Source organism: Roseovarius azorensis (assembly GCF_900109455.1).
GTDB classification, from domain to species: Bacteria; Pseudomonadota; Alphaproteobacteria; order Rhodobacterales; family Rhodobacteraceae; genus Roseovarius; species Roseovarius azorensis.
This window is the reverse complement of sequence record NZ_FOAG01000006.1, coordinates 210,939-225,168: the sequence shown is the minus strand read 5'-3', so window position 1 is coordinate 225,168 and position 14,230 is coordinate 210,939. Positions and strand designations below refer to the sequence as shown.

General features: G+C 62.8%; 15 protein-coding genes. 4 read left to right on the top strand and 11 right to left on the bottom strand.

The genetic code is table 11. From position 1 onward, the window contains the following. Positions 1-23 precede the first annotated feature (23 nt). Complete coding sequence (locus BSG08_RS11205; RefSeq protein ID WP_175544766.1) at positions 24-1,016, top strand: ABC transporter substrate-binding protein; 993 nt, start codon at positions 24-26, stop codon at positions 1,014-1,016. A gap of 257 nt (positions 1,017-1,273) precedes the next feature. Further along, the gene (locus BSG08_RS11200) at positions 1,274-2,737 is read left to right on the top strand and encodes a D-alanyl-D-alanine carboxypeptidase family protein (RefSeq protein WP_093036618.1); all 1,464 of its coding nucleotides are present in this window, start codon (positions 1,274-1,276) and stop codon (positions 2,735-2,737) included. Between the two features lie 13 nt (positions 2,738-2,750). On the opposite strand, the gene ccoS is transcribed toward BSG08_RS11200, so the two are convergent. From ccoS to BSG08_RS11175, 5 genes are all read right to left on the bottom strand, one after another. Continuing rightward, positions 2,751-2,909 (bottom strand): cbb3-type cytochrome oxidase assembly protein CcoS, encoded by a 159-nt coding sequence (ccoS, locus tag BSG08_RS11195; protein ID WP_093036615.1) that lies wholly within the window; start codon positions 2,907-2,909, stop codon positions 2,751-2,753. A 5-nt stretch (positions 2,910-2,914) separates the two neighbouring features. After that, entirely contained in the window at positions 2,915-5,098 is a 2,184-nt protein-coding gene (locus tag BSG08_RS11190; RefSeq protein ID WP_093036612.1) for a heavy metal translocating P-type ATPase, read from the bottom strand. Between the two features lie 3 nt (positions 5,099-5,101). Further along, positions 5,102-5,557, bottom strand: a complete 456-nt coding sequence (locus BSG08_RS11185) for a FixH family protein (protein WP_175544765.1) — start codon at positions 5,555-5,557, stop codon at positions 5,102-5,104. Beyond that, complete coding sequence (gene ccoG, locus BSG08_RS11180) at positions 5,557-6,999, bottom strand: cytochrome c oxidase accessory protein CcoG (RefSeq protein WP_175544764.1); 1,443 nt, start codon at positions 6,997-6,999, stop codon at positions 5,557-5,559. Before ccoG ends, BSG08_RS11185 begins: the two co-directional genes overlap by 1 nt. A 90-nt stretch (positions 7,000-7,089) precedes the next feature. Further along, a complete protein-coding gene (locus BSG08_RS11175) occupies positions 7,090-7,968 on the bottom strand; it encodes a LysR family transcriptional regulator (protein ID WP_093036607.1) in 879 nt (292 codons plus the stop codon). Positions 7,969-8,070: 102 nt separating this feature from the next. On the opposite strand from BSG08_RS11175, the gene BSG08_RS19475 reads away from it, so the two are divergent. Continuing rightward, the gene (locus BSG08_RS19475; protein WP_175544763.1) at positions 8,071-8,238 is read left to right on the top strand and encodes a hypothetical protein; all 168 of its coding nucleotides are present in this window, start codon (positions 8,071-8,073) and stop codon (positions 8,236-8,238) included. A 94-nt stretch (positions 8,239-8,332) separates the two neighbouring features. Here the strand turns inward: BSG08_RS19475 and ccoP are convergent, their stop codons facing one another. The 4 genes from ccoP to ccoN are packed head-to-tail and all read right to left on the bottom strand — an operon-like array spanning position 8,333 to position 11,752. Continuing rightward, complete coding sequence (gene ccoP, locus BSG08_RS11170) at positions 8,333-9,199, bottom strand: cytochrome-c oxidase, cbb3-type subunit III (RefSeq protein ID WP_093036605.1); 867 nt, start codon at positions 9,197-9,199, stop codon at positions 8,333-8,335. 3 nt (positions 9,200-9,202) lie between these two features. Then, positions 9,203-9,397: a cbb3-type cytochrome c oxidase subunit 3 gene (locus BSG08_RS11165; RefSeq protein ID WP_093036602.1), complete on the bottom strand. Its 195-nt coding sequence runs from the start codon at positions 9,395-9,397 to the stop codon at positions 9,203-9,205. An 11-nt stretch (positions 9,398-9,408) separates the two neighbouring features. Then, positions 9,409-10,134, bottom strand: a complete 726-nt coding sequence (ccoO, locus tag BSG08_RS11160) for a cytochrome-c oxidase, cbb3-type subunit II (RefSeq protein WP_093036599.1) — start codon at positions 10,132-10,134, stop codon at positions 9,409-9,411. 13 nt (positions 10,135-10,147) lie between these two features. Further along, complete coding sequence (gene ccoN, locus BSG08_RS11155; protein WP_093036596.1) at positions 10,148-11,752, bottom strand: cytochrome-c oxidase, cbb3-type subunit I; 1,605 nt, start codon at positions 11,750-11,752, stop codon at positions 10,148-10,150. 203 nt (positions 11,753-11,955) lie between these two features. Between ccoN and BSG08_RS11150 the strand changes: the two genes are divergently transcribed. Further along, the gene (locus BSG08_RS11150; RefSeq protein WP_093036593.1) at positions 11,956-12,795 is read left to right on the top strand and encodes a universal stress protein; all 840 of its coding nucleotides are present in this window, start codon (positions 11,956-11,958) and stop codon (positions 12,793-12,795) included. 40 nt (positions 12,796-12,835) lie between these two features. Here the strand turns inward: BSG08_RS11150 and BSG08_RS11145 are convergent, their stop codons facing one another. After that, positions 12,836-13,336, bottom strand: a complete 501-nt coding sequence (locus tag BSG08_RS11145; RefSeq protein ID WP_093036590.1) for a YbbN family protein — start codon at positions 13,334-13,336, stop codon at positions 12,836-12,838. 134 nt (positions 13,337-13,470) lie between these two features. Continuing rightward, positions 13,471-14,217 (bottom strand): transcriptional regulator FnrL, encoded by a 747-nt coding sequence (fnrL, locus tag BSG08_RS11140; protein WP_093036587.1) that lies wholly within the window; start codon positions 14,215-14,217, stop codon positions 13,471-13,473. Positions 14,218-14,230: the final 13 nt, after the last annotated feature.

Sequence of the window (14,230 nt, the reverse complement as noted above, 5' to 3'; positions counted from 1 at the left end):
ATGTTCAACAAGGGAGACGACCAATGAAAAAACTGATGGGAACTTTTGGCGTCGCGGCGCTGACCAGCCTCGCGGGCATGGCACAGGCCGCGGATGATCTGACGCTGCAACTCAAATGGGTGACGCAGGCGCAGTTCGCGGGCTACTATGTGGCGCAGGACAAGGGTTTTTACGCCGAAGAAGACCTCAACGTCACGATCAAGCCGGGCGGACCGGATATCGCGCCCACGCAGGTGATCGCAGGCGGTGGCGCGGATGTGACGGTGGAATGGATGCCCGCCGCCCTGTCGGCGCGGGAAAAGGGCCTGCCGCTGGTGAATATCGCCCAGCCGTTCAAGTCCTCAGGCATGATGCTGACCTGCCTCAAGGAAACCGGCGTCACCGGGCCGCAGGATTTTCCCGGCCGCACGCTGGGGGTCTGGTTCTTTGGCAATGAATTTCCGTTCCTGTCATGGATGAGCCAGCTTGGCATCCCGACGACCGGCGGCGCGGATGGCGTGACGGTGCTCAAACAGGGCTTCAACGTCGATCCGCTGTTGCAGAAACAGGCCGATTGCATCTCGACCATGACCTATAACGAATACTGGCAGGTGATTGATGCAGGCATCTCCGAGGATCAACTGATCACCTTCAAATACGAGGATCAGGGCGTCGCCACGCTCGAGGACGGGCTTTATGTGCTCGAAGACAAGCTGAGCGATCCCGCCGAAGTGGACAAGCTCACCCGTTTCGTACGCGCCTCGATGAAGGGCTGGAAATGGGCCGAGGAAAACCCCGAAGAGGCGGCGATGATCGTGCTGGACAATGACGCAACCGGCGCACAGACCGAAGAGCATCAGATCCGCATGATGAGCGAAGTGGCCAAGCTGACCGCAGGCTCAAACGGCGCGCTTGATCCCGAGGATTACGAGCGCACGGTGCAATCCCTGCTGTCGGGTGGTTCTGATCCGGTGATCAGCAAACATCCCGGCGACGCGGCCTGGACCCATGTCATCACCGATGCGGCGCTGAACTGATCAATATTTCAGCAAGAGAACAGACCCGGGCGGCGCGCCCGGGTCGCTTTTTCGTGACAAAATCCTGCTCCCAACCTGCGCATCGGCGGATTTAGAGGGCGGCGCCTTATTGCCCACCATATCTTGTCTGACCTACCTGCCACGCTAAAATTTCTTAGAAATGAACGCTTTAAAACAAGCCCTTCATGTGCTAGCGTTCGACCATAATCAAAGCCAGTCGGATAACCGGCGGCGTGAGGCAGTATAAGAGCGGTTCTATGAAAGCACGGGGCAGGCAGCCGGTCCGTTGGGGTCTGGTGGCGTTCGCAACCTTCTGGATGCTGGTGATCGTGCCGCTGAGCGCGGCGGCAGCGCCCTATGCGGCGCTTGTGATGGATGCGCGCAACGGCGAGGTGCTTTATTCCCATAATGCGGACACGCGGCTGCATCCGGCTTCGCTGACCAAGATGATGACGCTCTATGTCGTGTTCGAGGCTGTCGAGAACGGCGAGATCGGGCTGGACGACAAGGTGCGCATCAGCGCCAATGCCGCCAATGAGCCGCCCAGCAAACTGGGCCTGCGCGCAGGCCAGACCATCGCGCTGCGCTATCTCATCCGCGCGGCGGCTGTGCGGTCGGCCAACGACGCGGCCACAGCGCTCGGCGAGGCAATAGAGGGTTCCGAGGCACAGTTCGCCCGCCGCATGAACCGCACCGCCCAGGCGCTCGGGATGACGCGCACCACATTCAAGAACGCACATGGTCTCACGCAGTCAGGGCACCTGTCGACCGCACGCGACATGACCATCATGGGTCGCCACCTTTTTTATGACTATCCGCAATACTACAACCTGTTCTCGCGCATCACCGCCAATGCCGGCATCGCTCAGGTGAGCCACACGAATCGCCGCATGCTGGAGAGTTATCGCGGCGCGGACGGGATCAAGACCGGCTATACCCGTGCCGCCGGATTCAACCTGACCGCAAGCGCGGAACGTGGCGGCGAGCGGATCATCGCCACCGTCTTTGGCGGCCAGTCCACCGCCGCGCGCAATGCCAAGGTGGCCGAACTGCTCGATCTCGGCTTCAACAAGGCCCCGAACCGCGTCGCCTTGCATCGTCCCGCGCGTCCCCCCTACATGGGCAAGATCGGCTCTGGCCCGATCATGATCGCCGTCGGACAGGACCGTCCCGAACTGGCCGGCAAGACCGTGCGCCTCGCCGAAGCGGCCGCTGTGCGCAAGAGCCTGAGACCACAGGTCAGGCCAATGCCTCAGTCCGCGCCCGTGCTGGTCGCCGCCCGGTCAGACATCGAACGCGCTCTGCGCGCAGCCCAGGGGACCGCGGTTGCCTCCGCTGAACCTGAGCCCGCCTCGATACCCCAGGGCAGCACCGGCGTAACCCCCGAAGTGCGCCCCGAACCCCGTCCTGAGGATGTCGTGCTGGCAAGCCTGCCCGAGGCCGATCCGACACCAGAGGTCGTGACCCGCGTCTCGACATCCGGGGGGCGGCACTGGGGCATCAATGTGGGCCGTTATCCCAATGAATACAAGGCGCGGCAGGTTCTGTTACAAACCGCACTCAATGAAATGGCCACGCTCGACGGATCGCTGCGCAAGGTAGTCCGGAGACCGTCCGGCTTTGACGCGAATTTCATGGGCATGACCCGCGAATCCGCCGATCTCGCCTGCCGCCGATTGCAGGCCAAGAAGATCACCTGCTTCATGATCGGGCCAAGCTGAAACGAGACCGATCTCACGGCTTGGGCCGGTCGTCCCAGTCATCCGACAGGATACGGCGCGCGTCGCCCTCGGGGTCATCATACTGGTTGCTGCGCACCGTGTAGACAAAGGCCAGCAGGCCAATCCCCCCCAGGATCAGCGAAATCGGAATCAGGTAGCTGAGAATATTCATCGCCGCTACCTCAGCCTCAGCGCGTTCAGCGTTACGGTAATCGAACTCAGCGACATGGCCAAGGCCGCAATGAGCGGCGTCGCCAGTCCCGCCACGGCAAGCGGCACGGCAATCACGTTATAGACCGTGGCGATCTGGAAATTCTCACGGATGCGGCGGGTCGCCGAACGGGCCGTATCGCAGGCCGACGCAATCGGCGAGAGGTCATTGCCCAGGAGCACGATATCGCTGGCCACACGCGCCGCATCAAGCGCCGTGGCGGGCGAAATCGAGACATGCGCGGCAGCCAGCGCCGCCGTATCGTTCAGCCCGTCGCCCACCATCAGCACATGCGCGCCTTCGGCAGTCAGCGCCTCGACGCGCGCCGCCTTGTCGGCGGGCAACGCCTCGGCCATCCATTGCGGGATGCCCAGACGGGTGGCCAGCGCCTCGACCGCCGGGGGGGTGTCGCCTGATATGAGGATCAGCCGCTTGCCCTGCCGGGTTAGCCCCGCCACCGCCTCGACCGCACCGGGGCGCAGCGCATCGGCAAAGGTAAAGGCCACCGGCGGCTGATCCCCCAGCCGCAGGAATGCCGCCGTTTCCGACAGCGCCCGCGCTCCGGTCCAGCTGGCCCGCCCGAGACGCACCTCCTGCCCCCCGGCCATCGCCCTCGTGCCATATCCCGGCACCTCGGTCACATCCGTGACCGCCGCCGCCGCAAAACCGGCCTCGCGCGCGGCACGGGTGATCGACTGCGCCAGCGGGTGCGACGATCCCTGCGCCAACGCCAGCGCCAGTTCGACCACGTGACGCGGCAACCCCTCCAGATTGGTCAGATGCGGCGTGCCAGTGGTCAATGTGCCGGTCTTGTCGAACACCACCGTATCGACCTGCGCCAGCCGCTCCAGCGCGGTTTCATGCTTGATCAGCATCCCCCGCCGGAACAGCCGCCCCGAGGCGGCGGTCGTCACCGCAGGCACCGCAAGACCCAGAGCACAGGGACAGGTGATGATCAGCACGGCAGCGGCAATATTGAGCGCGGTGCGCATATCCCAGGTAAAGACATACCAGCCCGCGAAACTGAGCGCCGCAAGGATATGCACCCCCGGCGCATAAAGCTTGGCCGCACCATCCGCCAGAGAGGTGTAGCGCGAACGCCCCGATTCCGCGATGGCCACCAGATCGACCATCCGGTGCAACGAGGTCTCCGCCCCGACCGCCGTTGCCCGTATCGTGAGCGGCCCGGTCAGGTTGACCTCACCGGCGCTGACCGCCTGCCCTTCGCCCGCAAAGACCGGCAGCGTCTCGCCCGTCAGAAGAGAGCGGTCGATTTCCGACGTGCCGCTGACCACCACCCCATCCACCGGCATCCGCCCTCCGGGACGCACAAGGATGAGATCGCCTACCGCCAGTTGCGCGACGTTGACCTGCTCCTCGGCCCCGTCCCGCAGCCGGATCGCACGCGGCACCTCGAGCGCGGTCAACTCCTCTGCCGCAGAGCGCGCAATCGCCCGCGTGCGGTGATCGAGATACCGCCCCGCCAGCAGAAAAAACGTGAGCGCCATGGCCGCATCGAAATAGGCATGATGCCCCGACAGCATGGTTTCCCACAGCGAGGTGACAATCGCCAGCACGATGGCCAGCACGATCGGCACATCCATGTTGAGCCGCCGGTTGCGCAGCGCGGCCCAGGCATTTCGAAAGAACGGCACGCCGGAAAAGGCAATCGCCGGCAGGGCGATCGCAGCGGAAATCCAGTGGAACATGTCCCGCGTCGCATCCTCGGCCCCCGACCAGACCGAAACCGACAGGAGCATGACATTCATGCTGGCAAAGCCCGACACCGCCAGCCGCATCAACAGGTCGCGCCCCGCCCTGTCATTGGCCGTGGCATTGAGCGTGCCCGCGTCCAGCTCGTGCGCCTCATAGCCCAGCCCCTCGACCAGCGCGCGCATCTCTTCCGCCGTCACCTCTGGTGCGGCATCAATACTGGCACGTTTGAGCGTCAGGTTGACACGTGCCGAGGTGACCTGCGGATGGGCACTGAGCGCCCGTTCGATTTTGGAAATGCAGGCCGCGCAATGGATCGTCGGCAGCGACAGCGCGATCTGCGCGGGCAACAGGGCGCGGGTAGCCAGGGCCTCCGCCGCCGGGGCGGCGGCGCAGGCAGGACAGGCCGAAGGCGCGGGGCGCATCGTGGCGGTCATGATCTAGTCCTTGTGCAGCACGACGCGCTGCTGAAAGAGCGTGCCATCGGCGGCCCGCGCCGTCATGCGGATGTTCCAGTTGCCGTCGCCCAGATCGACCGGCGCGACATGGGCGCGCCCGTCGAACCGGAATTCCGGCGTCTGGTCGTCGAACACATGCGTCGCGCGCCCCACCGTCGCCTCAAGCTGCGCGACCTCGACAGGCTGGCCGCTCTCATTCGTGATGCTGAGCATCAGAACGCCATCCGCGTGATCCGCGCTCACCGTCCAGCCCAGCGCCTCCTGCGCCGCCTTGCGTTCGTCGAATTCCTGGCTGGCGACATAGGAATTCCTGACCTCCAGCCCCGGAAAGGTGCTGACGGCAGAATAGGCCAACAGCAGATTGACCGAAATGATCACACCAAAGGCGGTCACGAAGATCAGCAAAACATGCCGCCCTGTCAGTTTTCCTTCGCTCATCACTCTGCCTTTCCGTTGAATACCGTATCCCTGTAGGCACGCTCGCCATTCACCATGTCCTCGATCCACAGCCGCGCGTCGGTGCGATCCATTCGCGCCGCCGCAGTTCCCGACGGGGCCACCAGATAGACCCGTTGCAGGAGCATCTCGTCGGCGGGCACGCTAACCCTGGCATCGGTCGAGCCCTCCAGTTCCAGGCGGATCGCCGGGTCGCCCTTGACGGTGATCTCGAACGTCCGCTCTTCGTGATGCATGTTGCGGATGCGCACCTCATAAGTGTTGCGGATCGCGCCATCCGACAGCATCACATAGGTCGGGTTGCGCACCGGCGCGACCGTCAGGTCGATATCCGAACGGATGAACAGCGCGAATATCAACCCAAGACCCACCAGTGACCAGAGCGCGGTGTAGAGGATGGTTCGCGGGCGCAGCACGTGTTTGATGATCGGCTTGGGCGCGCTGCCCGCGCGCTCCGACACCTCGTCGGTCAGCGCCATGTAGTCGATCAATCCGCGCGGCTTGCCGATCCTGGCCATGATATCGTCACAGGCGTCGATACAAAGCGCGCAGGTGATGCACTCCAACTGCTGACCATCGCGGATGTCGATCCCCACCGGGCAGACATTGACGCAGGCCATGCAGTCGATGCAATCGCCCTGCTCCGCCCCCGCCTTGACCGCCTCGGAATTCTTGCGCGGCTCGCCGCGCCATTCGCGGTAGCCGACGGTCAGCGTATCCTCGTCCATCATCGCCGCCTGAATGCGCGGCCAGGGGCAGGCGTAGATACAGATCTGCTCGCGCGCAAAACCGCCAAAGAAAAAGGTCGTGCCGGTCAGCACCGCAATCGTCGTATAGGCAATGGGATGGGCATTGAGCGTAACGAGATCGACAAGAAGCGTCGGCGCATCGGTGAAATAGAACACCCAGGCCCCCCCGGTTGCGACCGCGATCAACAGCCATGTAATCCATTTCGTCAGCCGCAGCCGCGCCTTGCGCAGATCCCACTTCTTCTGCCGGTGCAGGCGCAGCCGGGCGTTGCGGTCCCCCTCGATCCAGCGTTCCACAAGGATGAAGAGATCGGTCCAGACCGTCTGCGGGCAGGCATAACCACACCAGACGCGCCCCAGGGCGGAGGTGAACAGGAACAGCCCCAGTCCCGCCATCACCAGCAGACCGGCCACGAAATAGAATTCATGCGGCCAGATCTCGATCCAGAAGAAAAAGAACCGACGGTTCGCCAGGTCGAGCAGCACCGCCTGATCCGGCAGGCTCGGGCCCCGGTCCCAGCGAATCCAGGGCATGACATAATAGATGCCAAGGGTGACGATCATGATCACCCATTTCAGATTGCGGAACTTGCCATACACCCGCTTGGGAAAAACCGGCTCACGCGCGGCATAGAGGGACTGAGGTGCGGTTGGCTGAGAGTCGGCCACGGACATACTCCGGGTTCAGGGATGTGCTGACCCTCTTGTGGCAGGGTGCGACTCGGGCAGCTTTGACCTGTATCAAATTCTGAATCCCAAACCGATCTATTTGACCGGCACCGCCTGCCGCCTCAACCAGCTCACAAAGGCCTTGGCAACCCCCCGCAGCACGCCGGGGCGCGTGACGATATAATAGCCCGCATCCCCCGGTTCTTCAAACAAGAGCCGCAGCCGCCCCGCCGCGATATCCTGCCGCACCCAGTCATGAAGGGTGACGGCCACCCCCTGACCGTCGCGCAACCCATCCAGCAACAGATTCCCGGGCACCTGCACCAGACCGGCGACCCGCTCTCTGGTCACCCCGCGACGACGCAGCCAGTCGCTCGCCTCGTTGGTTCCGAATTCCTGCAACCACGGCAATTCCGCCAGATCGGCGGGCGTCTCGACCCGCACCCCCTCGACCAGTCGCGGAGCGGCCACCGCCACCAGCGGCGAGCAGAACAGCAACTCCGCCTCAAGCCCCGGCCAATGCCCGGTGCCATAGCGTATCGCGATGTCGATGCCGCCCGGCTCCAGCGAGACGATCCTCGGGGTGGGGTCGATCATGATGTCGATCTGCGGATGCGCCTGCCGGAAATCGCTCAGCCGCGGCATCAGCCATTGCGCCGCGAAACCCGGCGTGGCCGAGATCTGCAGCGCCCGGTCGGCATCCGCCCCGGTCAGCGTCTCTACCGCCCGCGCAATCGCCCCGAACCCCAGCGTCAGCGCATCCGCCAGATCCTGCCCCTCTGCCGTCAACCGCAACTGTCGCCCCGAGCGATCGACCAGCGCCACGCCCAGATGCGATTCCAACTGCTTTATCTGCTGGCTCACGGCGGCATGGCTCACATTCAGCCGCGCCCCTGCCGCCACCGTGCCGCCGGTCTCGGCCAGAGCGGCAAAGGCACGCAGAGCGGTCAGCGGAGGCAATGAAAGCCAGTCCATGATGTTAGACTACCTTACAAGTCGGAATTTTTCCAGACTCGCGTAAAATACGCTGGTTGTCCATATTGAACACAGAAACACCGCAGACAAAAGGATCATACCATGTTCAATATTTTCGCCGATACTTTCAGGACCGCAACCCGTATCGACACTGGCGACACCCATCGCCGCCACCACTACGGTCGGGCCCACTGGCCCCCGGCAGAACGGTTCGACGCCCGTTCGGGTGCCGAACTCGAGGCGCATCTCATAGCGCGCCGCCGCGACTGAATCGCCGCCCCGCGCGCTCTTCGACCACCGCGGCAAGGCGCATGCCAACCCCGGGCCATGCTGTCAGGCACGGTCCGGGGTATTCCTGCGGGACCTATTCGCCCCCGCCCAGTTGGTGAACATAAACCGCGACGGCGCGCAGCTCGGCCTCGCTCAGACGACCTGCCCAGGACGGCATCACACCGTAACGGGAATAGGTGACGGTCTCCCTGATCGTGTCGTAATCCCCGCCATAAAGCCAGATCGCATCCGCAAGGTTCGGCGCACCCTGAGAAATGTCACCCTGCGCCTCTTCGCCATGACAGGCGGCGCAATTGTCCATGTAGACGGTCTCGCCTGCGGCCACCAATGCCGGATCCTGCGGCTCGCCCGAGAGCGACATCACGTAGTTGACCACCTGGTCAATTTCGGCGCTTTCGAGAATTTCGCCAAATGCGGGCATTTCGGAATAGCGCGCATCCGGATCATCCTCATTGCGGATGCCATGGGCAATCGTGGCGTGGATATCCTCGATGGTGCCCCCCCAGAGCCAGTCATTGTCCAGCAGGTTGGGATAGCCCGAGGCCTGAACACCGGCGGCACCCGACCCATGGCACTGCGCGCACGAGGTCCTGAAAACCGCGGCACCCGCCGATGTCGCATAGCCCTGCAGTTCCGGGTCAGCCGACACCTCGCTCAGTTCGGCCGCAACCAGCTTCGCGTTGATCCCGGCATTCGCCGCCTCGGCCTCAGCCAGTTCAACCGCGACATTGGCGCGCGTCGACCAGCCCTTGTAACCCGCCGTCGCCTGATTGATCAGCGGCCAGGCCGGGTAGGCGATCACATACCACAGACCCCAGACAATGGTGGCGTAGAAGGTCCACAACCACCAGCGCGGCAAAGGGTTGTTGTATTCCTGTATGCCGTCCCACTCGTGGCCGGTGGTATCCGGTTCCTGTTTGCTGATTGGTTTCTTGGCCATGTCTCACGCCTCCTTGGCGTCGGCATCACGCGCCGGTGCCGGTTTGTCTTCGTGCCGGAATGGGATGTTCGACGGATCCTCGTAGGTCTTGGTCGCGCCGGGGCGGAACACCCAGAGCACCACACCGACAAAGAACAGGAACAGGAAAAGCAACATCCAGCTATCGGCGAACTCACGCAGCAGCGAATAGGTTTCCATCTCCGTGCCTCCTAACGGTTTGCGACCGGCGTGAAGGTCGAGAAATCGACCAGCGTGCCCAGCATCTGCATGTAAGCGATCAGCGCGTCGGTCTCCGATATCCCCGGCTGACCGTCGAAATTGCGCACCTGCGCCCCCGGATAGCGCTCCAGCAGACCGTCGGTATCGCCGAACGGGTCGATCTGCACCTTGAAATCGGCCTGTGCGTTCTCGATCATCTCGTCGGTATAGGGCACGCCGATCAGTCGGTGGGTTTTCATCAGGTCGACAACATACTTGCCGTCCAGCATCCGGTTTTCGAGAAAGCCGTATTTCGGCATCACCGATTCCGGCACGACCGACTGCGGATCGCGCAGGTGGTCCACATGCCAGTCATCCGAATAGCGACCGCCGACGCGGGCCAGATCAGGCCCGGTGCGTTTCGATCCCCACTGGAACGGATGGTCATATTTCGACTCCGCCGCCAGTGAATAATGGCCATAGCGCTCGACCTCGTCCCGCATCGGGCGGATCATCTGGCTGTGACAGACGTAACAGCCCTCGCGGACATAGATATCCCGCCCCGCCAGTTCGAGAGGGGAATAGGGGCGCATGCCCTCGACATCCTCGATAGTGTTTTCCAGCCAGAACAGCGGGGCGATCTGCACGATCCCCCCGATGGTGACCACGAGAAAGGCAAAGATCGCCAGAAGCGTGACGTTCTTTTCCAGGATTGCGTGTTTGTCCAGAATTGCCATCTCTGCGTCCCTCTTATTCAGCCGGGACTGCGCTGTTCGCGGCGGCAACGGCCGGCGAACGCCTTACAGTCATCCAGAGGTTGTAGCACATGATCACCGCACCGGCGAGGAACAGCACCCCACCCAGACCGCGCACCACATACATCGGAAACTTGGCGGCCACGGTATCGGCAAACGAGTTCACGAGAAAGCCGTTGGCATCCACCTCGCGCCACATCAGGCCCTCCATGATGCCGGTCACCCACATCGAGGCGGCGTAGAGAATGATACCGATGGTCGCCAGCCAGAAGTGCCAGCTCACGAGGTTGAGGCTATAGAGCCGTTCACGGTTCCACAACTTCGGCACCAGGAAATAGAGCGCGCCAAAGGTGATCATCCCGTTCCACCCCAGAGCCCCCGAATGCACATGCCCGATGGTCCAGTCGGTGTAATGCGATAGCGAATTGACCGCCCGGATCGACATCATCGGCCCCTCGAATGTGGACATGCCGTAAAACCCGATCGAGATCACCATCATGCGGATGATCGGATCGGTGCGCAGCTTGTCCCATGCTCCCGAGAGCGTCATCAGACCGTTGATCATCCCGCCCCAGGACGGCATCCACAGAATGATCGAGAACACCATGCCAAGGGTCGAGGCCCAGTCCGGCAGCGCCGTATAGTGCAGGTGATGCGGACCAGCCCAGATATAGAGAAAGATCAGCGCCCAGAAGTGGATGATGCTGAGTTTGTAGCTGTAAACCGGGCGCTCCGCCTGCTTCGGCACGAAATAATACATCATGCCCAGAAACCCTGCGGTCAGGAAAAAGCCCACGGCGTTATGGCCATACCACCACTGCACCATCGCATCCTGCACGCCCGAGAACACCTGCACCGATTTCGAACCAAAGATCGACACCGGAATGCTCAGGTTGTTCACCACATGCAGCATGGCCACGGTGATGATGAACGACAGGTAAAACCAGTTGGCCACGTAGATATGCGGCTCGCGGCGCTTGACGATGGTGCCCAGGAACACCGCCAGATAGGCCAGCCACACGACCGTCAGCCACCAGTCCACATACCATTCCGGCTCGGCATATTCCTTGGATTGCGTGGCCCCCAGCAAATAGCCGGTGGCTGCCAGCACGATCACCAGCTGATAGCCCCAGAACACGAACCACGCGAGATTCCCACCCCAGAGTCGCGCCGCAGAGGTGCGTTGCACCACATAAAAGGACGTCGCAATCAGCGCGTTGCCGCCAAACGCAAAGATCACCGCGCTCGTATGCAGCGGACGCAACCGCCCGAAATTGGCATAGCCCTGCGCCCATTCGAAATTGAGCGCCGGATAGGCAAGCTGAAAGGCAATGAACGTCCCCACCAGAAAGCCGACAACCCCCCAGAACGCGGTTGCAACGACCCCGGCACGCACCACGCCATCCATGTATTCCCCTGACAGATCCACCTTTTCGACGGGTTCATCGGTATGGCGCAGCACCCACAGAAACAGCCCGCCAGCCACCAGCGCCACCGTCAGCGCATTGACCAGATAGGCCAGATCGCGCGCGTAATTGGCCGCGATCAGTGCAAAAAGCGTGACCAGACCTAGCGCGATCAATTTGATATAATTCGTCATGTTACGTCCCTTTGTCTCTTTCCGCGCGATTCGAACAGTCCCGCGCGGGCGCGTTCAGACTGTAGCCGTAATGGTGGGAACGGATTCAACTATCCTTGATCTGCATCAAGACGAGCCAGAGCTTTACTTGATCGGCATCAAGGCATGAAATGCCGCCCGCGTAATACGGTGATGCTATAGGCAGCTAAAGAAAGGAATGCGACATGACATACCGAAGCCTGTTTTCCGTACTCACCGACGAAGCGCTCATTGAGCAAACGCTGGCTCATGCCATCGAGGCCGCCAGCATCAATGACGCCCATCTCGACGTGCTCTGCCTCGGCGTGGACCGGAGCCAGTCAGGCTATTACTACGCCGGGGCCAGCGCGATTGTTCTTCAGGAAACCATCACCCGCGCACAACAGGAGGCCGAAAAGATCGAGACCAGGGCGCGCGCAATCCTCGGCGGCACCTCCCTGCGCTGGGGTGTCGAGGGCGGCGTCGCGCAGCTCGCGGATCTGGGGCGGCATGTCGCGGTCCGGGCCCGGTTTTCCGATATGGTCATCCTGCCGCAACCCTATGGCGAGGGGCGCGGAGCCGAGCTTGAGCCGGTCATCGAGGCAGCGCTCTTCGAGGGGCGCACCGCGGTCCTGGTCGTTCCCGCCGGCGGCGCGCCGGTTCCGCGTCCGGCCCGAATCATGATCGGCTGGAATGAAAGCAGCGAAGCCCTCGGCGCGGTCCGCGCCGCGATGCCATTGCTCGAATCGGCGGACGAGGTGCATGTCGTGGTGATCGACCCGCCAACCCACGGCCCCAACCGATCCGATCCCGGCGGGCTCTTGTCGCAATATCTGGCGCGGCACGGGGTCAAGGTCGAGATCGACGTCCTGTCAAAGACCCTGCCGCGTGTATCGGACGTGCTCTTGCGGCACGCGGGCGACATGGCCGCCGATATGGTGGTGATGGGGGCCTATGGCCATTCGCGGTTCCGCGAGGCGATTTTTGGCGGGGCCACGCGCTATATGCTCGAACAGGCCAGGGTGCCGGTCCTGATGGCACATTGAGCGCGCCGATTGAACCTCGCCAAGCCTTGCATGGTCGCCGCTAACCCCGGCGGCCCAGCGACTCGAATATCGGGCGCAGATGTTCGGCCTCTTGCGGCCCGCGCAGGGTCTGACGCAACTCTCCCTGCCCGTCAAACAGCAGCAGTGTCACATGCGGCACGCCGAACCTGCCCGCAAAGGCGCTGCCCTCGGCCGTGCGTATGCTCGCGATAAGATAGAGAAGATCCTGTTCGTCGATCCCGCGCAGCGCCTTGCGGGTCTGTTTTTGCAGCGCCATGCAGACCGGACATTGCGGGTCATGTATCTGAACGACCGTGGGCACGCCCTGTCCCACACGGCTCAGGTCATGTTCGGCATTGATCGCCTGCACATGCCGGGTGCCCCAGATGCCGGCCCCACCAAAGGCGGCAACCCCCAGCGCCCCGTAGCCCAAACGCCCCAGCAGCCGACGCCGCGTCATTTCGGGCGTAGCCGGTTCTGCGGCGGGGGCTTTTGAATTGCCGGCTTTTCGGGTGCGCGCGCGAGATTGGGTCTTGGTCATCGTGATGCTCCAGATTTCAGCCAGTCCTGAAGCAAGAGTAGTGATGTCGCGCGCAGACAAGAACAGATATCGACTCACTTTACGCTCACGCGGCGGTAACGAGTGTGTCATATTCCGCCCGCGAATACGGCAGGTCAGACCAACAGCCCGCCATCGCTGTCATCGCCCGCCTCTTCGAGAAGGCGGTTGAAATCGGGCACCGTCACCCGGCGCTTGCCTTCCAGCATTATGACCCCATCCCGCCGGAGCGCCGAGACCTGACGGCTCACTGTCTCCAGCGTCAGGCCCAGATAATCGGCCATCGCTTCCCGCGTCAGCGGCAGATCGAATACCAGCGGGCCCTGCATCCCCGCGGTGTTCAGCACCGCATCACGCCGCGCAATGATCGCGATGAGCGAGGCGATCTTCTCGCGCGCCGTCTTGCGCCCCAGAACCAGCATCCATTCGCGCGCCGCGTCCAGCTCATCGAGGGTCATTTCCAGCAGGCGCTGCGCAATATGCGGCGTGCGCGCCATCATGTCTTCAAACGGCTTCTTGCGAAAACAGCACATCACGATATCGCTGACCGCCACCACGTCATAGGCGGCGCTGTCACGCCCCGGACGACCCACGAAATCGCTGGGCAGCAGCAGGCCCACCATCTGCGTGCGCCCGTCCTCCATGGTCTGCGTGAGCGTGGCGATGCCCGACACGACCGACCCCACGAAATCCATCTTGTCGCCGGACCAGATCAGCGTCTGGCCCGCCTCGAAAGAACGGTAATACTTTATCTGATCCAGCCGCTCCAGTTCATCGCTTTCACACCGCGCACAAACGGCGCGGTGCCGGATCGGGCAATCCTCACAATCGCGAGGGGCAGCACTGGCAAGTTCCTTCAGCATCAAACTGTCATTT

What these genes read in the sequence shown, in the direction of transcription:
- BSG08_RS11205 (WP_175544766.1), top strand. Translation starts at nt 24, where the DNA reads ATGAAAAAACTGATGGGAACTTTTGGCGTCGCGGCGCTGACCAGCCTC.
- BSG08_RS11200 (WP_093036618.1), top strand. Translation starts at nt 1,274, where the DNA reads ATGAAAGCACGGGGCAGGCAGCCGGTCCGTTGGGGTCTGGTGGCGTTC.
- ccoS (WP_093036615.1), bottom strand. Translation starts at nt 2,909, where the DNA reads ATGAATATTCTCAGCTACCTGATTCCGATTTCGCTGATCCTGGGGGGG.
- BSG08_RS11190 (WP_093036612.1), bottom strand. Translation starts at nt 5,098, where the DNA reads ATGACCGCCACGATGCGCCCCGCGCCTTCGGCCTGTCCTGCCTGCGCC.
- BSG08_RS11185 (WP_175544765.1), bottom strand. Translation starts at nt 5,557, where the DNA reads ATGAGCGAAGGAAAACTGACAGGGCGGCATGTTTTGCTGATCTTCGTG.
- ccoG (WP_175544764.1), bottom strand. Translation starts at nt 6,999, where the DNA reads ATGTCCGTGGCCGACTCTCAGCCAACCGCACCTCAGTCCCTCTATGCC.
- BSG08_RS11175 (WP_093036607.1), bottom strand. Translation starts at nt 7,968, where the DNA reads ATGGACTGGCTTTCATTGCCTCCGCTGACCGCTCTGCGTGCCTTTGCC.
- BSG08_RS19475 (WP_175544763.1), top strand. Translation starts at nt 8,071, where the DNA reads ATGTTCAATATTTTCGCCGATACTTTCAGGACCGCAACCCGTATCGAC.
- ccoP (WP_093036605.1), bottom strand. Translation starts at nt 9,199, where the DNA reads ATGGCCAAGAAACCAATCAGCAAACAGGAACCGGATACCACCGGCCAC.
- BSG08_RS11165 (WP_093036602.1), bottom strand. Translation starts at nt 9,397, where the DNA reads ATGGAAACCTATTCGCTGCTGCGTGAGTTCGCCGATAGCTGGATGTTG.
- ccoO (WP_093036599.1), bottom strand. Translation starts at nt 10,134, where the DNA reads ATGGCAATTCTGGACAAACACGCAATCCTGGAAAAGAACGTCACGCTT.
- ccoN (WP_093036596.1), bottom strand. Translation starts at nt 11,752, where the DNA reads ATGACGAATTATATCAAATTGATCGCGCTAGGTCTGGTCACGCTTTTT.
- BSG08_RS11150 (WP_093036593.1), top strand. Translation starts at nt 11,956, where the DNA reads ATGACATACCGAAGCCTGTTTTCCGTACTCACCGACGAAGCGCTCATT.
- BSG08_RS11145 (WP_093036590.1), bottom strand. Translation starts at nt 13,336, where the DNA reads ATGACCAAGACCCAATCTCGCGCGCGCACCCGAAAAGCCGGCAATTCA.
- fnrL (WP_093036587.1), bottom strand. Translation starts at nt 14,217, where the DNA reads ATGCTGAAGGAACTTGCCAGTGCTGCCCCTCGCGATTGTGAGGATTGC.